The 18,898-nt window shown below is 64.4% G+C and carries 30 protein-coding genes; all 30 read left to right on the forward strand.

Going from position 1 to position 18,898, the window contains the following annotated elements:
• The first annotated feature begins 25 nt into the window (after window positions 1-25).
• The 30 genes from rpsG (at window position 26) to rplQ (ending at window position 18,765) form a co-directional block, all read left to right on the forward strand.
• On the forward strand, window positions 26-496 hold the full coding sequence (gene rpsG / locus V5F53_RS04535; protein WP_393998754.1) for a 30S ribosomal protein S7: 471 nt from the start codon (window positions 26-28) through the stop codon (window positions 494-496).
• An 18-nt stretch (window positions 497-514) separates the two neighbouring features.
• On the forward strand, window positions 515-2,590 hold the full coding sequence (fusA, locus tag V5F53_RS04540; RefSeq protein WP_393998755.1) for an elongation factor G: 2,076 nt from the start codon (window positions 515-517) through the stop codon (window positions 2,588-2,590).
• A 65-nt stretch (window positions 2,591-2,655) separates the two neighbouring features.
• Entirely contained in the window at window positions 2,656-3,846 is a 1,191-nt protein-coding gene (gene tuf / locus V5F53_RS04545) for an elongation factor Tu (RefSeq protein ID WP_509212781.1), read from the forward strand.
• 83 nt (window positions 3,847-3,929) lie between these two features.
• Window positions 3,930-4,238 carry a 30S ribosomal protein S10 gene (gene rpsJ / locus V5F53_RS04550; RefSeq protein ID WP_012113701.1) on the forward strand — a complete coding sequence of 103 codons (309 nt, stop codon included), beginning with the start codon at window positions 3,930-3,932 and terminating at the stop codon, window positions 4,236-4,238.
• 23 nt (window positions 4,239-4,261) lie between these two features.
• Window positions 4,262-4,996: a 50S ribosomal protein L3 gene (gene rplC, locus V5F53_RS04555; protein WP_393998351.1), complete on the forward strand. Its 735-nt coding sequence runs from the start codon at window positions 4,262-4,264 to the stop codon at window positions 4,994-4,996.
• Window positions 4,996-5,616 carry a 50S ribosomal protein L4 gene (gene rplD, locus V5F53_RS04560; protein WP_393998350.1) on the forward strand — a complete coding sequence of 207 codons (621 nt, stop codon included), beginning with the start codon at window positions 4,996-4,998 and terminating at the stop codon, window positions 5,614-5,616. The genes rplC and rplD overlap by 1 nt, the downstream gene beginning before the upstream one ends.
• The gene (locus tag V5F53_RS04565) at window positions 5,613-5,921 is read left to right on the forward strand and encodes a 50S ribosomal protein L23 (protein WP_393998349.1); all 309 of its coding nucleotides are present in this window, start codon (window positions 5,613-5,615) and stop codon (window positions 5,919-5,921) included. The genes rplD and V5F53_RS04565 overlap by 4 nt, the downstream gene beginning before the upstream one ends.
• A 25-nt stretch (window positions 5,922-5,946) precedes the next feature.
• Entirely contained in the window at window positions 5,947-6,780 is an 834-nt protein-coding gene (gene rplB, locus V5F53_RS04570; RefSeq protein WP_393998348.1) for a 50S ribosomal protein L2, read from the forward strand.
• Window positions 6,781-6,791: 11 nt separating this feature from the next.
• Window positions 6,792-7,070 (forward strand): 30S ribosomal protein S19, encoded by a 279-nt coding sequence (gene rpsS, locus V5F53_RS04575; RefSeq protein ID WP_393998347.1) that lies wholly within the window; start codon window positions 6,792-6,794, stop codon window positions 7,068-7,070.
• Between the two features lie 6 nt (window positions 7,071-7,076).
• Entirely contained in the window at window positions 7,077-7,457 is a 381-nt protein-coding gene (rplV, locus tag V5F53_RS04580) for a 50S ribosomal protein L22 (protein ID WP_393998346.1), read from the forward strand.
• On the forward strand, window positions 7,457-8,221 hold the full coding sequence (rpsC, locus tag V5F53_RS04585) for a 30S ribosomal protein S3 (protein WP_393998345.1): 765 nt from the start codon (window positions 7,457-7,459) through the stop codon (window positions 8,219-8,221). The genes rplV and rpsC overlap by 1 nt, the downstream gene beginning before the upstream one ends.
• 29 nt (window positions 8,222-8,250) lie before the next feature.
• Entirely contained in the window at window positions 8,251-8,664 is a 414-nt protein-coding gene (rplP, locus tag V5F53_RS04590) for a 50S ribosomal protein L16 (RefSeq protein WP_393998344.1), read from the forward strand.
• Between the two features lie 10 nt (window positions 8,665-8,674).
• A complete protein-coding gene (gene rpmC, locus V5F53_RS04595) occupies window positions 8,675-8,887 on the forward strand; it encodes a 50S ribosomal protein L29 (RefSeq protein ID WP_393998343.1) in 213 nt (70 codons plus the stop codon).
• 7 nt (window positions 8,888-8,894) lie between these two features.
• A complete protein-coding gene (gene rpsQ, locus V5F53_RS04600) occupies window positions 8,895-9,143 on the forward strand; it encodes a 30S ribosomal protein S17 (protein WP_238121343.1) in 249 nt (82 codons plus the stop codon).
• Window positions 9,144-9,336: 193 nt separating this feature from the next.
• Window positions 9,337-9,705 carry a 50S ribosomal protein L14 gene (gene rplN / locus V5F53_RS04605; RefSeq protein WP_018390610.1) on the forward strand — a complete coding sequence of 123 codons (369 nt, stop codon included), beginning with the start codon at window positions 9,337-9,339 and terminating at the stop codon, window positions 9,703-9,705.
• Window positions 9,705-10,022 (forward strand): 50S ribosomal protein L24, encoded by a 318-nt coding sequence (gene rplX / locus V5F53_RS04610; protein ID WP_393998357.1) that lies wholly within the window; start codon window positions 9,705-9,707, stop codon window positions 10,020-10,022. Before rplN ends, rplX begins: the two co-directional genes overlap by 1 nt.
• Window positions 10,015-10,572, forward strand: a complete 558-nt coding sequence (gene rplE, locus V5F53_RS04615) for a 50S ribosomal protein L5 (protein ID WP_393998342.1) — start codon at window positions 10,015-10,017, stop codon at window positions 10,570-10,572. Before rplX ends, rplE begins: the two co-directional genes overlap by 8 nt.
• Before the next feature lie 154 nt (window positions 10,573-10,726).
• Window positions 10,727-11,032 carry a 30S ribosomal protein S14 gene (gene rpsN, locus V5F53_RS04620; RefSeq protein WP_393998341.1) on the forward strand — a complete coding sequence of 102 codons (306 nt, stop codon included), beginning with the start codon at window positions 10,727-10,729 and terminating at the stop codon, window positions 11,030-11,032.
• 10 nt (window positions 11,033-11,042) lie between these two features.
• Complete coding sequence (gene rpsH, locus V5F53_RS04625; RefSeq protein ID WP_393998340.1) at window positions 11,043-11,441, forward strand: 30S ribosomal protein S8; 399 nt, start codon at window positions 11,043-11,045, stop codon at window positions 11,439-11,441.
• Window positions 11,442-11,457: 16 nt separating this feature from the next.
• A complete protein-coding gene (gene rplF / locus V5F53_RS04630) occupies window positions 11,458-11,991 on the forward strand; it encodes a 50S ribosomal protein L6 (RefSeq protein WP_509212912.1) in 534 nt (177 codons plus the stop codon).
• 12 nt (window positions 11,992-12,003) lie between these two features.
• Window positions 12,004-12,366, forward strand: a complete 363-nt coding sequence (rplR, locus tag V5F53_RS04635) for a 50S ribosomal protein L18 (RefSeq protein WP_393998338.1) — start codon at window positions 12,004-12,006, stop codon at window positions 12,364-12,366.
• Window positions 12,367-12,381: 15 nt separating this feature from the next.
• On the forward strand, window positions 12,382-12,939 hold the full coding sequence (rpsE, locus tag V5F53_RS04640; RefSeq protein ID WP_393998337.1) for a 30S ribosomal protein S5: 558 nt from the start codon (window positions 12,382-12,384) through the stop codon (window positions 12,937-12,939).
• A gap of 30 nt (window positions 12,940-12,969) precedes the next feature.
• The gene (gene rpmD / locus V5F53_RS04645) at window positions 12,970-13,164 is read left to right on the forward strand and encodes a 50S ribosomal protein L30 (protein ID WP_393998336.1); all 195 of its coding nucleotides are present in this window, start codon (window positions 12,970-12,972) and stop codon (window positions 13,162-13,164) included.
• 11 nt (window positions 13,165-13,175) lie between these two features.
• Window positions 13,176-13,661, forward strand: a complete 486-nt coding sequence (gene rplO / locus V5F53_RS04650; RefSeq protein WP_393998335.1) for a 50S ribosomal protein L15 — start codon at window positions 13,176-13,178, stop codon at window positions 13,659-13,661.
• A gap of 195 nt (window positions 13,662-13,856) precedes the next feature.
• Window positions 13,857-15,191, forward strand: coding sequence for a preprotein translocase subunit SecY (gene secY, locus V5F53_RS04655; protein WP_393998334.1), 1,335 nt, complete (start codon window positions 13,857-13,859; stop codon window positions 15,189-15,191).
• Window positions 15,191-15,778, forward strand: a complete 588-nt coding sequence (locus V5F53_RS04660; protein ID WP_393998333.1) for an adenylate kinase — start codon at window positions 15,191-15,193, stop codon at window positions 15,776-15,778. Before secY ends, V5F53_RS04660 begins: the two co-directional genes overlap by 1 nt.
• 414 nt (window positions 15,779-16,192) lie before the next feature.
• On the forward strand, window positions 16,193-16,561 hold the full coding sequence (rpsM, locus tag V5F53_RS04665; protein WP_393998332.1) for a 30S ribosomal protein S13: 369 nt from the start codon (window positions 16,193-16,195) through the stop codon (window positions 16,559-16,561).
• 126 nt (window positions 16,562-16,687) lie between these two features.
• Entirely contained in the window at window positions 16,688-17,077 is a 390-nt protein-coding gene (gene rpsK / locus V5F53_RS04670) for a 30S ribosomal protein S11 (RefSeq protein ID WP_012116745.1), read from the forward strand.
• 137 nt (window positions 17,078-17,214) lie between these two features.
• Window positions 17,215-18,237, forward strand: a complete 1,023-nt coding sequence (locus V5F53_RS04675; RefSeq protein WP_393998331.1) for a DNA-directed RNA polymerase subunit alpha — start codon at window positions 17,215-17,217, stop codon at window positions 18,235-18,237.
• A 102-nt stretch (window positions 18,238-18,339) separates the two neighbouring features.
• Entirely contained in the window at window positions 18,340-18,765 is a 426-nt protein-coding gene (gene rplQ, locus V5F53_RS04680; RefSeq protein WP_393998330.1) for a 50S ribosomal protein L17, read from the forward strand.
• Window positions 18,766-18,898 lie beyond the last annotated feature (133 nt).

The following is an 18,898-nucleotide window of genomic DNA, read 5'->3' on the forward strand; positions in this document are numbered from 1 at the left end:
TCCGGCTGAAGTGAGGAACTGAACGATGTCACGTCGTCACAAGGCCGAGCGCCGCGAAGTCATCCCGGATGCCAAGTACGGCTCCACCACCCTGTCTCGCTTCATGAATTCCGTGATGCGCGACGGCAAGAAGTCGGTGGCCGAAAGCATCGTGTACGGCGCCCTCGACGTGGTCGAGGTCAAGGCCAAGCACGATCCGGTGGAAGTGTTCATCCAGGCGCTGGAGAACGTGGCGCCGGCGGTGGAGGTTCGCTCCCGCCGCGTGGGTGGCGCCACCTATCAGGTTCCCGTGGAAGTGCGGAACGAGCGTCGCCAGACCCTGGCGATCCGTTGGCTGATCGCTTCCGCCCGGGCGCGCAACGAGAAGACCATGGTGGAGCGTCTCTCCGCTGAGCTGCTCGATGCCGCCAACAATCGCGGCGCCGCCGTGAAGAAACGCGAGGATACGCACCGTATGGCGGAAGCCAACCGTGCCTTCTCGCATTACCGCTGGTGATCGGAGAGGACGACTTCCATGCCCCGTACTCACGCGATCGAGGACTACCGCAACTTCGGCATCATGGCGCACATCGATGCCGGCAAGACCACGACCACGGAGCGGATCCTCTACTATACCGGCAAGAGCCATAAGATCGGCGAAGTCCATGATGGCGCTGCCACCATGGATTGGATGACCCAGGAGCAGGAGCGCGGCATCACCATCACGTCGGCCGCGACGACCGCCATCTGGGCCGGCAAGCGGCTGAACATCATCGACACCCCCGGGCACGTCGATTTCACCATCGAGGTGGAGCGCTCTCTGCGCGTGCTCGACGGCGCGGTGTGCGTGCTCGACGGCAACCAGGGCGTTGAGCCGCAGACCGAGACGGTGTGGCGCCAGGCGGACAAGTACAACGTGCCGCGGATCGTGTTCGTCAACAAGATGGACAAGATCGGCGCCGACTTCTACCGCTGCGTCGAGATGATCGTGGATCGGGTCGCCGGTAATCCGGTGTGCTGCCAGCTGCCCATCGGCTCGGAGAGCAACTTCAAGGGCGTCATCGACCTCGTCCGCATGAAGGCGGTCGTTTGGGAAGATGAGGCGCTGGGCGCGAAGTATCACGACGAAGAGATCCCCGCGGATCTCGCCGACAAGGCTGCCGAGTATCGCAACAAGCTGGTGGAAGCCGCCGTCGAGCTCGACGACGACGCCATGGCCGCGTACCTGGACGGCAATGAGCCGGACGAGGCGACCCTCAAGTCGCTGATCCGCAAGGCTGTCATCGGGCGCAAGTTCAACCCGGTGTTCTGCGGCTCGGCCTTCAAGAACAAGGGCGTGCAGCCCCTGCTCGACGCCGTGGTGGCCTACCTGCCGTCGCCCATCGATCGCGGCGCGATCAAGGGCATCGACTTCAAGACCGAGGAAGACACCGTTCGCCTGCCCTCGGACGACGAGCCGACCTCCGTGCTCGCGTTCAAGATCATGGACGATCCCTTCGTCGGCACCATCACCTTCTGCCGCGTTTACGCCGGCAAGATGGAAACCGGCATGGGCCTGCTCAACTCCACCCGCGACAAGCGCGAGCGCGTCGGGCGGATGCTGCTGATGCACGCCAACAACCGGGAAGACATCAAGGAAGCCTATGCGGGCGACATCGTCGCTCTCGCCGGCCTCAAGGATGTGCGCACCGGCGACACGCTGTGCGATCCGAGCAATGCCGTGATCCTGGAAAAGATGGAATTCCCGGAGCCGGTCATTGAGATCGCCATCGAGCCGAAGTCGAAGGCCGACCAGGAGAAGCTGGGCATCGCCCTGTCGAAGCTGGCCGCCGAGGACCCGTCCTTCCGCGTGTCGACTGACCACGAGAGCGGCCAGACCATTCTCAAGGGGATGGGTGAACTGCATCTCGACATCAAGGTCGACATCCTGAAGCGGACCTACAAGGTCGATGCCAACATCGGCGCGCCGCAGGTCGCCTATCGTGAGACTCTCACGAAGAAGACCGAGGTAGACTACACCCACAAGAAGCAGACCGGTGGTACCGGCCAGTTCGCGCGGGTGAAGTTCATCGTGGAGCCTAACGAGGTCGGCAAGGGCTTTGCCTTTGAAAGCGCCATCGTCGGCGGCGCGGTGCCGAAGGAATATATCCCGGGTGTCCAGAAGGGCCTCGAGAGTGTTCTGGGCGCGGGTGTCCTGGCCGGCTTTCCGGTGGTGGACGTGAAGGTGCAGCTCATCGACGGCGCCTACCATGAGGTGGACTCGTCGGCCCTGGCGTTCGAGATCGCGTCCCGCGCGGCGTTCCGTGAGGCCCTGCAGAAGGGCGGCTCGGTGCTGCTGGAGCCGATCATGAAGGTCGAGGTGGTGACCCCCGAGGATTACACGGGCTCGGTCATCGGCGACCTGAACTCCCGTCGTGGCCAGATTCAGGGCCAGGACATGCGCGGCAATGCGAACGTCATCAACGCGATGGTGCCGCTGGCCAACATGTTCGGCTACGTGAACACGCTCCGCTCCTTCAGCCAGGGGCGCGCCACGTTCACCATGCAGTTCGACCACTACGAGCAGGTGCCGTCGAACGTGGCTCAGGAGGTTCAGGCCAAGTACGCCTGACGGCGTCGGCCTGAACCCCATTCACCCTTTGAAGATCACGCCAGAGAGACCCAACGGAGCGTCCCATGGCCAAAGAGAAGTTCAACCGTTCGAAGCCGCACTGCAACATCGGCACGATTGGTCACGTTGACCATGGCAAGACGTCGCTGACGGCGGCGATCACGAAGGTGCTTGCGGAGACCGGCGGCGCGACGTTCACGGCGTATGACCAGATCGACAAGGCGCCGGAAGAGAAGGCGCGTGGCATCACGATCTCGACCGCGCACGTGGAATACGAGACCCAGAACCGCCACTATGCGCACGTCGACTGCCCCGGGCACGCCGACTATGTGAAGAACATGATCACCGGCGCGGCGCAGATGGACGGCGCGATCCTGGTGGTGTCGGCCGCCGACGGCCCGATGCCGCAGACCCGCGAGCACATCCTGCTCGCCCGTCAGGTGGGCGTGCCGGCGCTGGTGGTGTTCCTGAACAAGTGCGACATGGTCGACGATCCGGAGCTGCTGGAGCTGGTCGAGCTGGAAGTGCGCGAGCTGCTCTCCAAGTACGACTTCCCCGGCGACGACATCCCGATCGTGCGCGGCTCGGCGCTGGTTGCGCTCGAGAACGGCGATCCGGTGCTCGGCCGTGACGCGGTGCTCGAGCTGATGACCCAGGTCGACGCCTATATCCCGCAGCCGGAGCGCCCGGTTGACCTGCCGTTCCTGATGCCGATCGAGGACGTGTTCTCGATCTCGGGCCGCGGCACGGTGGTGACCGGCCGCGTCGAGCGCGGCATCATCAAGGTCGGCGACGAAGTGGAAATCGTCGGCATCCGCCCGACCCAGAAGACCACGGTGACCGGCGTCGAGATGTTCCGCAAGCTGCTGGACCAGGGCCAGGCCGGCGACAACGTGGGCATCCTGGTGCGCGGCACCAAGCGCGAGGACGTGGAACGCGGCCAGGTGGTGTGCAAGCCCGGCTCTGTGAAGCCCCACACCAAGTTCAAGGCCGAGGCCTACATCCTGACCAAGGAGGAGGGTGGCCGTCACACGCCGTTCTTCACCAACTATCGCCCGCAGTTCTACTTCCGCACCACGGACGTGACCGGCGTGTGCACCCTGCCGGAAGGCACCGAAATGGTGATGCCCGGTGACAACGTGTCCATGGACGTGGCGCTGATCGTGCCGATCGCCATGGAAGAGAAGCTGCGCTTCGCCATCCGCGAGGGCGGCCGCACCGTCGGCGCCGGCGTCGTCGCCGCCATCATCGAGTGAGCCGAAACGAAAAGAAACGGGGGCACGCCGCATCGCGCGATGCGCATGGTGCGCGTGCCCTTCATTCCCGGAGCCTTTGAGCCATGAACGGCCAGAACATTCGAATTCGCCTGAAGGCGTTCGATCACCGCATCCTCGATGCGTCGACGCGCGAGATCGTCGCCACGGCCAAGCGCACGGGTGCGCAGGTGCGCGGCCCGATCCCGCTGCCCACGCGGATCGAGAAGTTCACCGTGAATCGCTCTCCGCACATCGATAAGAAGTCGCGCGAGCAGTTCGAGATGCGTACTCACAAGCGGTTGCTCGATATCGTCGATCCGACGCCCCAGACGGTGGACGCGCTGATGAAGCTCGACCTCGCCGCCGGCGTTGACGTCGAAATCAAGCTCTGAACGAGAGGCGAGGAGACACGACCATGCGGTCAGGCGTCATCGCCCAGAAGGTCGGCATGACCCGCATCTTTACCGATGCCGGTGAGCACGTGCCGGTCACTGTGCTGAAAGTCGAGAGCTGCCAGGTGGTTGCCCACCGTACGCTCGATAAGAATGGGTATGTCGCGGTGCAGCTTGGCGCTGGCCGTCGCAAGCCGAAGAACGTGACCCGCGCTGAGCGCGGCCACTTCGCGGTCGCCCAGGTGGAGCCCAAGCACAAGCTTGCGGAATTCCGGGTGCCGGAGGAGGCGCTGATTCCAGTCGGCGCCGAGATCACGGTGGACCATTTCGTGGTGGGCCAGTACGTGGACGTGACTGGCACCACCATCGGCAAGGGTTTCGCCGGCGGCATGAAGCGGCACAACTTCGGCGGTCTGCGGGCCTCCCATGGTGTGTCGATCTCGCATCGTTCGATCGGTTCGACCGGCGGCCGTCAGGATCCGGGCAAGACCTTCAAGAACAAGAAGATGCCCGGCCACATGGGTGACGTGACCGTCACCACCCAGAACCTCAAGGTCGTGATGACCGACGTCGAGCGCGGCCTGATCGCCGTGGAAGGCGCGGTTCCCGGTCACGCCGGCGGCTGGATCACTGTGCGCGACGCCGTGAAGAAGAAGCTCCCCGATGACGCGCCGAAGCCCGGCGCGTTCAAGCTGGGCGCGGACGGCGTGGCCGAGGCGGCCCCTGCGGCTGAAGCCACCAACGAGGAGGGCGCGTGATGGAATTCACCGTCAAGACGCTCGACGGCGCCGACGCCGGTTCGGTGACGCTCTCGGATGAGATCTTCGGTCTCGAGCCGCGCGCGGACATCCTGCACCGCATGGTGACGTGGCAGCTTGCCCGCCGCCAGGCCGGCACGCACCGGACCAAGGGACGCTCGGAGATCAACCGCACGTCCAAGAAGATGTACAAGCAGAAGGGCACCGGCAACGCGCGTCACGGTGCGGCGTCTGCGCCGCAGTTCCGTGGCGGCGGCCGCGCCTTCGGTCCGGTGGTTCGCTCGCATGCGTTCGACCTGCCCAAGAAGGTGCGGGCCCTGGCCCTGAAGCACGCTCTGTCGTCCAAGGTGAAGGCGGAGCAGATCGTGGTGGTCGACGCTGTGTCGCTCGCCGATCCGAAGACCAAGGCCTTGAAGGACCGCTTCGCGCAGCTCGGCTGGGCGTCGGTGCTCATCGTGGACGGGGCGCAGGTGGAGCAGAACGTGGCGCTGGCCGCTCGCAATCTGCCCTACGTGGACGTGCTGCCGGTCCAGGGCATCAACGTCTATGACATCCTGCGTCGCGATACGCTGGTGCTGACCAAGGCCGCCTTGGATGCGCTGGAGGCGCGCTTCAAATGAGTTCCGCGCGCAATATCGAGCCGCGTCATTACGACGTGATCCTCTCGCCGGTCATCACCGAGAAGGCGACGAACCAGAGCGAGCACAACAAGGTCGTCTTCAAGGTGGCGAAGACCGCCACCAAGCCGGCGATCAAGGAAGCGGTCGAGAAGCTCTTCGACGTCAAGGTCAAGAGCGTCAACACCCTGGTCCGCAAGGGCAAGGTGAAGATTTTCCGCGGCCGCAAGGGCGTCCAGAGCGACGTCAAGAAGGCGGTCGTGACCCTCGAAGAGGGGCAGAAGATCGACATCACCACGGGCCTCTGAGAGCGACGGGGAACGGAAAAAGACCATGGCGCTGAAGCATTTCAAGCCGGTCACGCCGAGCCTTCGCCAGCTCGTGATCGTGGACCGCTCCGGCCTCTATAAGGGCAAGCCGGTGAAGACGCTGACCGAGGGCAAGAGCTCGTCGGGCGGCCGTAACAACAATGGCCGTATCACCGTCCGTTTTCGCGGCGGTGGACACAAGCAGACGTATCGCTTGGTGGATTTCAAGCGCACCAAGCGCGGCGTGCCGGCGACTGTGGAGCGGATCGAGTACGATCCCAACCGCACCGCCTTCATCGCCCTCATCAAGTATGAGGACGGCGAGCTGGCGTACATCCTGGCGCCGCAGCGCCTCGCGGTCGGCGATCAGGTGATCGCGGGCAGCCAGGTGGACGTGAAGCCGGGCAATGCCGGGCCTCTGTCGTCGCTTCCGGTGGGCACCATCGTCCACAATGTGGAGCTGAAGCAGGGCAAGGGCGGCCAGATCGCCCGCTCCGCCGGCAGCTATGCGCAGATCGTGGGTCGCGACGAGGGCTACGTGATCCTGCGCTTGAACTCGGGTGAGCAGCGCCTTGTGCACGGGGCGTGCTACGCCACCGTGGGCGCGGTGTCGAACCCGGACCACATGAACATTTCTCTCGGCAAGGCCGGGCGGAACCGGTGGCTGGGCCAGCGCCCGCACAACCGTGGTGTGGTCATGAACCCCGTGGACCATCCGCATGGCGGCGGCGAAGGCCGCACCTCGGGTGGCCGCAATCCGGTCACGCCCTGGGGCATTCCCACCAAGGGCAAGAAGACCCGCAGCAACAAGGCGACGGACAAGTTCATCGTGTCCAGCCGCCACAAGCGGAAGAAGTGAGGGCCTGACAGATGACACGGTCGGTTTGGAAGGGCCCGTTCGTCGACGGCTATCTGCTGAAGAAGGCGGAGGCCGCTGCGGGCTCGGGTCGCAGGGACGTGATCAAGATTTGGAGCCGGCGCTCCACCATCCTGCCCCAATTTGTGGGCTTAACCTTCGGCGTCTACAACGGTCACAAGCACGTGCCCGTGACGGTCACCGAAGAAATGATCGGTCAGAAGTTCGGTGAGTTCGCGCCCACGCGGACCTATTACGGACACGCGGCCGACAAGAAGTCGAAGCGGCGGTGATCGGTCATGGGTAAGCAGGCAAAGCCCCGCGCGCTCGCGGACAACGAAGCCAAGGCGGTGGCGCGCAACCTGCGCGTTTCGCCCCAAAAGTTGAATCTCGTCGCGGGTCTGATCCGCGGCAAGAAAGTGGCTACGGCGCTCGCCGATCTCGAGTTCTCGCATAAGCGGATCGCCCGCGACGTGAAGAAGTGCCTCGAGAGCGCGATTGCCAACGCCGAGAACAACCACGAGCTGGATGTCGACGACCTGGTGGTCGCCGAGGCGCACGTGGGCAAGGGTTTGGTCATGAAGCGGTTCTCGCCGCGGGCGCGTGGTCGCGCCTCGCGCATCGAGAAGCCCTTCTCCCACATCACCATCGTGGTGCGGGAAGTCGAGGAGCGGGCCTGATGGGTCAGAAGGTCAATCCGGTCGGGCTCCGGCTCGGCATCAACCGTACCTGGGACTCGCGCTGGTTTGCCAGCAAGGGCGAGTACGGCAGGCTCCTGCACGAAGACATCAAGATCCGCGAGACGCTGCTGAAGCAGCTCAAGCAGGCTGCGGTGTCCAAGGTGGTGATCGAGCGTCCGCACAAGAAGTGCCGCGTGACCATTTACTCGGCGCGTCCGGGCGTGGTGATCGGCAAGAAGGGCGCGGACATCGACAAGCTGCGCAAGAAGGTCTCCGAGATGACCAACTCGGAGGTTTTCATCAACATCGTCGAGATCCGCAAGCCGGAGACCGACGCGCGCCTCGTCGCTGAGTCCATCGCCCAGCAGCTGGAGCGCCGCGTGGCGTTCCGTCGCGCCATGAAGCGCGCGGTGCAGTCCGCGATGCGGCTTGGCGCGGAAGGCATCCGCATCAACTGCTCCGGTCGCCTCGGCGGCGCCGAGATCGCGCGTCTGGAGTGGTATCGCGAAGGCCGCGTGCCGCTGCACACGTTGCGTGCCGATGTGGATTACGGGACCGCCACTGCGTTCACCACCTACGGCACCTGCGGTGTCAAGGTGTGGATCTTCAAGGGCGAGATCCTCGAGCATGATCCCATGGCGCAGGACAAGCGCCAGGCTGAGCAGGAAGCCGGTCCCTCCTCGCGGCCCCAGCGGCGCGAGCGCGGCGACCGTGAGCGTGGTGATCGCGAGCGTGGTGATCATCACCGCGGCGAGCGCGCCTGACGGCCGGCGAGAGAGAAGGCGATTAAGCCATGCTGCAACCCAAGCGCACCAAGTTCCGCAAGCAGTTCAAGGGACGCATCCACGGCGTCGCCAAGGGCGGCACGGAACTGAACTTCGGCGAGTTCGGCCTGAAGGCCGTGGAGCCGGAGCGTGTCACCGCCCGCCAGATCGAGGCGGCGCGTCGCGCCCTCACCCGTCACATGAAGCGTGCGGGCCGGGTGTGGATCCGCGTGTTCCCCGATGTTCCCGTGTCCGCCAAGCCCACCGAGGTGCGTATGGGTAAGGGCAAGGGCGCTCCCGAATACTGGGCGGCCAAGATCAAGCCTGGCCGCATCATGTTCGAGATCGACGGAGTGAGCGTGGATCTCGCGCGCGAGGCGCTGACCCTCGCGGCGGCCAAGCTGCCCATCAAGACGCGCTTCATCCAGCGCATCGCCGAGTGAGGAGAGGCTCATGAAAGCCGAGGACGTTCGGGCCCTCAGCCCCGATCAGCTCGCCGATGAGCTGCTGAAGCTGAAGAAGGAACAGTTCAACCTGCGCTTCCAAAAGGCGACGGGGCAGCTGGAGAATACGGCGCGGACGAAGGAAATTCGCCGCGACATCGCGCGGATCAAGACCGTGCAGACCACGAAGCGCGCCGGCTCGCCGGCGCAGAAGGCGAAGTGAGGAAGCGATGCCGAAGCGCGTGCTCCAGGGCGTCGTGGTGAGCGACAAGACCGACAAGACCGTGGTGGTCCGGGTGGAGCGTCGCTTCACCCATCCGCTGCTGAAGAAGACCGTCCGCCGGTCCAAGAAGTATCACGCCCATGACGAGGCCAACGCCTGGAAGGTGGGCGACACCGTTTGGATCGAGGAGCATCGGCCCCTGTCCAAGCTGAAGAACTGGATCGTCGTCCAGGGTGAGAAGCGGGCGGAAGTCTGATATGAAGTCGATTCTCACCCGGGTGATGCCATCCGGGTGAGCGAAGGCTCCGATGCTGGGTCCGTCGTGCCCTCGCAGGCGCGAGAGGAGACCGCATCGCGGCAAGCCGTGTTCCGATGAGCGGGCACGGGGAACAAGGGTTAAGGCAAAGCCGGGTCATCCGGTGGCGCCGGATGACGAGAACAGGTGCGTCATGATCCAGATGCAGACCAATCTCGACGTGGCGGACAATTCCGGCGCGCGTCGCGTCATGTGCATCAAGGTGCTTGGCGGCTCTAAGCGGAAGTATGCCCATGTGGGCGACATCATCGTGGTGTCGGTCAAGGAGGCCATTCCGCGCGGCCGCGTGAAGAAGGGCGACGTGATGAAGGCCGTGGTGGTCCGTACCGCCAAGGACATCCGGCGCGTGGACGGTTCGGTGATCCGTTTCGACCGCAACGCGGCGGTGCTGATCAACAATAACAAGGAGCCGGTCGGGACCCGTATTTTCGGACCGGTTCCGCGTGAGCTGCGCGCCAAGAACCACATGAAGATCATCTCGCTGGCGCCGGAGGTGCTGTGATGGCCGCGAAGATTAAGAAGGGCGACAAGGTCGTCGTCCTCGCCGGCCGCGACAAGGGCCGCACCGGCGAGGTCATCCAGGTGTTGCCGAAGGAGGAGCGCGCGCTCGTCCGGGGCGTGAACATCATCAAGCGCCACCAGCGCCAGACGGCGAACCAGGAGGGCGGCATCATCTCCAAGGAGGCGCCGATCCATCTGTCGAATATTGCCGTCGCCGACCCCAAGGGCGGCAAGCCGTCCCGCGTTGGCTTCCAGGTGCTAGAGGACGGGAGCAAGATCCGCGTGGCCAAGCGTTCCGGGGAGAAGATCGATGGCTGAGGCGACCTACACCCCGCGGCTGCGCGCCCATTATGATGAGGTCGTGCGCCCGAAGCTGATCGAGCAGTTCAGCTACAAGAATCCCATGGAAGTGCCGTCGATCGAGAAGATCGTCATCAACATGGGTGTGGGCGAGGCGACCGCGGACACCAAGAAGGCGACCACGGCCGCCGCCGACTTGGCGCTGATCGCCGGCCAGAAGCCGGTTCTCACCCGCGCTCGCAAGGCGATTTCGAACTTCAAGCTGCGTGAAAACCAGCCGGTCGGCGCGAAAGTCACCCTGCGCAAGGTTCGCATGTACGAGTTCCTGGACCGTCTGGTGACCATGGCCCTGCCGCGCGTCCGAGACTTCCGGGGCCTGAACCCCAAGAGCTTCGATGGCCGCGGCAATTACGCCATGGGCATCAAGGAGCACATCGTGTTTCCCGAGATCAACTACGACCGCGTCGAGCAGATCTGGGGCATGGACATCATCGTGTGCACCACGGCGAAGACGGATGAAGAGGCCCGGGCGCTGCTCAAGGCCTTCAACTTCCCCTTCCGCCAGTGATCGATTAGAAGGGGCGCTTCGATTCGGTCCGCCGAAGTCTGGCGTCCCTTGCCGCTGCCGTGAGGCGGTGGCGAAAGGTGTGACTGTTTCGGGTGCTTTTCCGGCCGTGAGGGGGTGATTGCGCGCCCTCAGACGCGGAGAACAGGAGCAAGAGATGGCGAAAAAGAGCGCGGTCGAGACGAACGAGCGCCGTCGCAAGCTGGCCGCCGGCCAGGAAGCGAAGCGCGGGCGTCTGAAGGCGATCGTGAACGACAAGACCCTGCCCATTGAGGAGCGCTTCCAGGCGACCCTCAAGCTGGCGCAGTTGCCGCGCAATGGCGCGAAGATCCGGATTCGCAATCGGTGCGAAGTCACGGGACGTCCGCGCGCGTTTTACCGGAAGTTGAAGATGAGCCGTATCGCGCTGCGCGAGCTCGGGAACCAGGGTGTCATTCCCGGTCTCGTGAAGTCGAGCTGGTGAGGGGGATCGCATGTCTGTGAATGATCCGATCGGCGATCTCATCACCCGCATCCGCAATGCGCAGATGCGCCGCAAGGAAAAGACCCTGACCCCGGGCTCGCGCCTGCGGGCCAGTGTTCTGGATGTTCTGCGCGACGAGGGCTATATCCGCGGTTACACGACCACGGATCACGGCAATGGCCGGAGCGAGTTCTCGATTGAGCTGAAGTATTTCGACGGGCAGCCGGTGATCCGCGAGATTGCGCGCGTGTCGAAGCCGGGTCGGCGCGTCTATGCGTCCGTCAAGAACCTTCCCCGTGTCGGCAATGGTCTCGGCATCGCGGTTGTGTCCACGCCCCAAGGGGTGATGGCCGACCACGAAGCGCGTGACAAGAATGTCGGCGGTGAAGTGCTCTTCACCGTGTTCTGAGGCGAGGGAGGATCGAATGTCGAAGATCGGCAAGCTTCCCGTCGCCATTCCGGCTGGCGTGACCGCCACGTTGGACGGCCAGACGGTGAAGGTGAAAGGGCCCAAGGGCGCGCTTGAGCTGACCCTGGTGGAAGAGATCGTCGCCAAGGTTGAGGGCTCGGAGATCGTGCTCGCGATGACCGGCGACACCAGCCGTCACAAGGCGATGTGGGGGATGTCCCGCACCCTGGTGGCGAATCTGGTCGAGGGTGTCACGAAGGGCTTCGAGAAGAAGCTGGAAATCACGGGCGTCGGCTACAAGGCTGCGGTGCAGGGCAAGAACCTGAACCTGGCACTCGGGTACAGCCATGACGTTCTCTATCCGATCCCGGAAGGGATTCAGATCGTGACGCCGAAGCCGACGGAAGTGGTGATCAGCGGCATCAACCGCCAGCAGGTCGGTCAGGTGGCGGCCGAGATCCGTGAGTTCCGCGGCCCCGAGCCCTATAAGGGCAAGGGCGTCAAATACGCTGGCGAGTTCATCTTCCGCAAGGAAGGCAAGAAGAAGTGACGGAGGCGAACCATGGCTAAGGATTTGGAGGCGCTGGCGCGCCGCAAGGCCAAGGTGCGCCGCGCCATCCGCGCCGCTGCGAACGGGCGCCCGCGCCTGTCGGTGCACCGCACCTCGCAGCACATTTATGCGCAGATCATCGACGATGCGAATGGCGAGACCCTCGCCGCCGCCTCGAGCCTGGAGAAGGAGCTTCGCTCGTCTCTGAAGACCGGTGCGGACACCGAGGCGGCCAAGGTCATTGGCAAGCTGGTGGCCGAGCGGGCGGTGGCGAAGGGCGTGACCGCGGTCGTTTTCGACCGTGGCGCATTCATCTTTCACGGGCGCGTCAAGGCGCTCGCTGAGGGCGCCCGCGAAGGCGGCCTTCAGTTCTGACGCGAGGACGTAAAAATGGCCCGTGAACGGGAACCGCGCCAGGAGCGCGAGGATCGCGACAATACGTTTGTGGACAAGCTGGTCCACATCAATCGTGTCGCCAAGGTGGTGAAGGGTGGCCGTCGGTTCGGCTTCGCGGCTCTGGTCGTCGTCGGCGATCAGAAGGGGCGAGTCGGCTTTGGTCATGGCAAGGCGCGTGAAGTGCCGGAAGCCATCCGCAAGGCCACCGAAAGCGCCAAGCGCGCGCTGATCCGGGTGCCGCTGCGGGAAGGCCGCACCCTGCATCATGACGTCCATGGTCACCATGGCGCTGGAAAGGTCATCCTGCGGGCGGCGCCCGCGGGTACCGGCATCATCGCCGGCGGTCCGATGCGCGCCGTGTTCGAGACGCTCGGCATGCACGATGTGGTGGCGAAGTCCTTCGGGTCTTCCAACCCCTATAACATGGTGCGTGCCACGTTCGACGCCCTGAAGAACCAGGACAGCCCGCGGTCGGTCGCGGCCAGGCGCGGTCTCAAGGTGTCGCAGCTTCAGTCCCGCCGCCGCGTCGAAGACGCGGAAGCGACCGACTGAACGGCGCGAACCGACGCATAGGAGCGCGCTATGAACGCAATCAGCGACAAGACCATCACCGTGGAGCAGATCGGTTCGCCGATCCGCCGCCCGTTCGACCAGGAAGCGACCCTCAAGGGCCTTGGGTTGAACAAGCGGCATCGCCGTTCCACTCTCCAGGACACGCCGGCCATTCGCGGCATGATCGCGAAGGTCGCCCACCTCGTCCGTGTGGTCGAGGGTTGAGGAGCGGACTCATGAAGCTCGATGAAATCCGGGACAATCCCGGGGCCCGTAAGAGCCGGATCCGCGTTGGACGCGGTATCGGTTCCGGCAAGGGGAAAACCGGCGGCCGGGGTGTGAAGGGTCAGAAGTCCCGCACCGGCGTGGCGGTCAAGGGGTTTGAAGGTGGTCAGATGCCCGTGCATCGGCGTTTGCCGAAGCGCGGCTTCCACAACATCTTCCGCCTCGACTACAACGAGGTGTCGATCGGTCGGATCCAGGCGGCCATCGACGCCGGGATCGTGAACGCGGCGGAGCCGGTCACGGTTTCGGTGCTCGTCGCGGCCGGCGTGCTGCGGCGGCTCAAGGACGGCGTGCGCGTCCTGGGCGGCGGCGAGCTGACTTCCAGCGTCACCCTCGAGGTGGCCTATGCCACCGCCTCGGTGACGGCGGCGGTGGAGGCCAAGGGCGGGAAGATCATCCTGCTCGCGCCTCCGACTGTGGCGGCCGAAGCGGTCTGAAGATCAGGCGGCCGGGCTTCGTGCCCGGCCGTTTTGGTGCGTGGCGCGGCATCTCGTGCAGCCTTTCGCTCTTGGCAACCCGGCCCTGCGCCGGGTAAATGCTTTTCAGGGCGATGCGCCGGCGCCGCCTTGGCACCGCGTTTCCTGCCCATATATCAGGGCTGCCCTCAGGGGTGGCGTCCAGCGGAGCAAGGCATGGTCTCGGCGGCGGAACAACTCGCGGCGAACCTCAATTTCGGCGCTCTCGGCAAGGCCGAGGAGCTGAAGAAGCGCATTTGGTTTACCCTCGGCGCGCTCATCGTCTATCGGCTCGGAACCTATATTCCGATGCCCGGCATCAATCCCGATGCGCTGGCGGACGTGTTCAAGAACGCGCAGCAGGGGATCATCGGGCTGTTCAACATGTTCTCGGGCGGCGCCGTCGAGCGCATGGCCATCTTCGCCCTGAACATCATGCCCTATATCTCGGCCTCCATTATCATTCAGCTGCTTACCAGCGTGTCGCCCACGCTGGAGGCGCTGAAGAAGGAAGGCGAGGCGGGCCGCAAGCAGCTCAATCAATATACCCGCTATCTCACCGTGGTGCTGGCGCTGTTCCAGGCCTACGGAATCGCGGTCGGGCTCGAGGGTTCCGGCAGCGTGGTGGCCGAACCGGGCTGGTTTTTCCGTATCTCTACCGTTTTGACACTGACTGGCGGTACCATGTTCCTGATGTGGCTGGGTGAGCAGATCACCTCGCGCGGCATCGGCAATGGCACTTCGCTGATCATCTTCGGCGGCATCGTCGCGGAGTTGCCCGGCGCCTTCGTGCGGACGCTGGAGCTCGGTCGGGAAGGCGCGATCTCCACGGTCGCGATCCTGGGCGTGCTGCTGATGGCAGTGGTCGTTATCGCGTTCATCGTGTTCATGGAACGGGCCCAGCGCCGGCTCCTGATCCAGTACCCCAAGCGGCAGGTCGGCAACCGGATCTACGAGGGCCAGTCGTCGCACCTGCCGTTGAAGCTGAACACCTCCGGCGTCATTCCGCCGATCTTCGCGTCTTCGTTGCTGTTGATTCCCACCACCATCGCCAGCTTCACCCAAGGGGCGGGGCCGGACTGGCTCCAGACCATTACCACCTTTCTCGGGCACGGCCGGCCGCTGTACATGGCGCTCTATGTGGCGCTGATCGTGTTCTTCTGCTTTTTCTACACTGCGATCGTGTTTAATCCGGTGGAGACAGCGGACAATCTGAAGAAGCACGGGGGCTTCATTCCCGGCATCCGCCCGGGTGAGCGTACGGCTGAGTATATCGACTATGTGCTCACCCGCATCACGGTGGTGGGCGCAGCCTACATCGCCGCGGTTTGCCTCTTCCCCGAACTGCTGATTTCCTATGCGGCGGTTCCGTTCTATTTCGGTGGAACGTCGCTCTTGATTGTTGTCAGTGTGACGATGGACACTGTGTCGCAAATTCAAGGCCACCTGCTCGCCCACCAGTACGAAGGATTGGTCAAGAAGGCGAAGCTGCGTGGGGGGAGGAGGAAGTGATGAGGCTCGTTCTGCTTGGCCCGCCGGGGGCGGGAAAGGGCACCCAGGCGCAGCGTCTGGTGTCCCGGCACGGCATCGTGCAGCTGTCCACGGGCGACATGCTGCGCGCGGCGGTCGCGGAAGGGACGCCGATCGGTCTGAAGGCGAAGGCCGTGATGGAGGCGGGCGGGCTCGTCTCCGACGAGATCGTGATCGGGATCATCGCTGATCGCCTGTCCCATCCCGACGCGAAGAAGGGTTTCATCCTTGACGGCTTCCCGCGGACGGTGGCGCAGGCTGAGGCGCTGGACCACATGCTGGCCGAGAAAGGAATCAAGCTCGACGCGGTGATCGAGCTGGTGGTTGACCAGGACCAGCTGGTGAATCGCATTATCAACCGGGCGGCGGAAGCGGTCGCACGCGGTGAGGCGGTTCGTAAGGATGACGATCCGGAGGTCTTCAAGAGCCGGCTTGCAGCCTATAACCGCGATACCGCAGTGGTGGCGCCGTATTATCGGACGCGCGGGCAGCTCAAGCAGATCGACGGCATGGCCGCGATCGATTCTGTCACCGCCGCCATCGACAGCGTGCTGCGCCAGGCCGCCTGATAAGGCGGATGTCGAGACACAGGGCCCTTTCGCAGATGGCGAAGGGGCCTTTTTTTGGATTCGTCGAGGACACGGTGGCGTCAGGCCGGCGGAAGGGTCTGGCGCCGTGGCCGCGGGGGCGAGGCTCCAGGGGACGCTGATTATCGCGTCGCGCCAGAAGCGAGGGTTCGCCGGAGGCGTCTTCTGCGCACGCCGGGTGGCGCGAGGCAACGAATTGACTCTTTCGTTAATCCCGGCTATGGGCTTCTCCTCACTTCGGAAGTCGGTGCCGTTCGGTCCACCCGGAAGGGTCGGGTTGAGCGGCATTTTTGTCGTATCCGTGGTGCTTTGTTTCCCGCAGGGGCCGGCCTCCACCGGACGCGGGGTGTCATCGTCGTCGGCGCCTCGGGGCGCGGGCGCTACATGGAGAGAGCCGTGGCTCGTATTGCAGGCGTCAACATTCCCACCAACAAGCGCGTGCTCATCGCGCTGCAGTATATTCACGGCATCGGCCCGAAGAAGGCTGAAGAGATCGTGGAGAAGGTGGGTATTCCCGCTGAGCGTCGCGTGAATCAGCTCACCGACCAGGAAGTGCTGCAGATCCGTGAGGCGATCGACCGCGACTATGTCGTGGAAGGCGATCTGCGCCGGGAAGTGGCCATGAACATCAAGCGGCTGATGGACCTCGGCTGCTACCGCGGCCTGCGCCATCGTCGCGGGCTGCCGGTGCGCGGGCAGCGGACCCACACCAATGCCCGCACCCGTAAGGGGCCGTCGAAGCCCATCGCCGGCAAGAAGAAGTGATCGGCCGCAAGGCCCGATGAAGGGGAGGCCGGCGACGCCGGCCTTTCCGCGTTGTCCCGGCCTCTGTAAGGGGGCCATCCCGAGCGCCTGGAGTTACGGGCGCGCCTGAAGGATTGAAGGTTAAAGATGGCTAAGGAAGCAACACGCGTGAAGCGCCGCGAGCGCAAGAACATCGCCTCCGGTGTGGCGCATGTGAATGCCTCGTTCAACAACACCATGATCACGATCACCGACGCGCAGGGCAACACCATTTCCTGGTCGTCCGCCGGTGCCATGGGCTTCAAGGGTTCGCGCAAGTCCACGCCCTACGCGGCGCAGGTCGCCGCCGAGGACGCCGCCCGCAAGGCCGCCGAACACGGCATGCGTACCCTCGAGGTGGAAGTGTCCGGTCCCGGTTCGGGCCGTGAGTCGGCGCTGCGCGCGCTGCAGGCGGCTGGCTTCCTCGTCACCTCCATTCGTGACGTGACACCGATCCCGCACAACGGCTGCCGTCCGCGCAAGCGCCGCCGCGTCTGATCCGCTCTTGGTCCCGTGGGCGCAAGCCTGCGGGTTGTTTGCCCGGTTTCTCCTCCCCGTGATCGGGACGGGTCTGCACCTCCGGATGAGGTCTCGACACCCCGGCAGCAGTGACAGCCCGGCGAGAAAGCAAGGTGATGCAAGTGATTCAGAAGAACTGGCAAGAGCTGATCAAGCCCGAGAAGCTGCACGTGAATGCCGGCAGCGATCCCAAGCGCCTCGCCACCGTGGTGGCGGAGCCCCTGGAGCGCGGCTTCGGCATGACGCTCGGCAACGCGTTGCGCCGCATTCTGCTGTCGTCCCTCCAGGGCGCGGCGGTGACCTCCATCCACATCGACGGTGTGCTGCACGAGTTCTCGTCCATCCCCGGCGTGCGAGAGGATGTCACTGACATCATTCTCAATGTGAAGGATGTCGCCATCAAGATGCAGGGCGATGGCCCCAAGCGCATGGTGGCGAAGAAGACCGGTCCCGGCGTGCTCTATGCGGGCGACATCCAGACCGTGGGCGATATCCAGGTGCTGAACCCCCAGCTGCCGATCTGCACCCTCGACGACGGTGCGGAACTGCGGATCGAGTTCACGGTGGATACCGGCAAGGGCTATGTCGCGGCGGATCGCAACCGCCCGGAGGACGCGCCGATCGGATTGATTCCCATCGACAGCCTCTATTCACCGGTGCGCAAGGTCTCCTACAAGGTCGAGAACACCCGTGAGGGTCAGATTCTGGACTATGACAAGCTCACGCTGCAGATCGAGACCGATGGCTCGATCTCGCCCGAGGACGCGCTCGCTTATTCGGCCCGCATCCTGCAGGATCAGCTTGAGATCTTCGTCAACTTCGAGGAGCCCAAGCGCGAGAGCGAGGCCACCGCGATCCAGACGCTGCCGTTCTCGCCGGCGCTGCTGAAAAAGGTGGATGAGCTCGAACTCTCGGTGCGCTCTGCCAATTGCCTGAAGAACGACAACATCGTCTACATCGGCGACCTGATCCAGAAGAGCGAGACGGAGATGCTCCGCACGCCGAACTTCGGACGCAAGTCGCTTAACGAGATCAAGGAAGTGCTGGCCTCCCTGGGGCTGCATCTGGGCATGGAAGTGCCCGGCTGGCCGCCGGAGAACATCGAAGAGCTCGCGAAGCGCTTCGAGGAGCATTATTGATCTGAAATCCGCATGCGGCGTCAGCCGCTGTCTTCAGACTTGAAGCGGCTCGAGCCGCCCCATCCATCGGCTCGCCGCCGTCATCCTTAGGAGTTCGCCGTCATGCGTCACGGCAAGGTACATCGCAAGTTCAACCGCACCTGGGAGCATCGCAAGGCGATGTTCTCCAATCTCGCTGGCGCCCTCATCACCCACGAGCAGATCGTCACCACCCTGCCGAAGGCCAAGGACCTGCGTCCCGTGGTCGAGAAGCTGGTGACGCTGGCCCGCCGGGGCGATCTGCACGCCCGCCGCCAGGCCATCGCCGAGCTGAAAGACCTGACGGTGGTCAAGAAGCTGTTCGATGTGCTCGCGCCCCGTTACGCGGCGCGTCCGGGCGGCTACACCCGCATCATCAAGGCTGGCTTCCGCTATGGCGACAACACGCCGGTGGCGGTGATCGAGTTCGTGGATCGCGACGAAGCGGCGAAGGGCGCGGCGGACCACGCGCGCACCGCGGCTGCGGCCGGCGAGGCCGAGGCGGCCTGAACTTCGGGCAGGCCTGTGATTTGAAAAGGGGCGGTCTTCGGGCCGCCCTTTTTTGCGTTCAGGGCAGCGATATGGTTTGACTCGGTCGAGCGTGCCTGGGACCCCGGCAGGGAGGCCGGTTCGCGCTGGCGGG

Source organism: Xanthobacter cornucopiae (genome assembly GCF_043195065.2).
Taxonomy (GTDB): domain Bacteria; phylum Pseudomonadota; class Alphaproteobacteria; order Rhizobiales; family Xanthobacteraceae; genus Xanthobacter.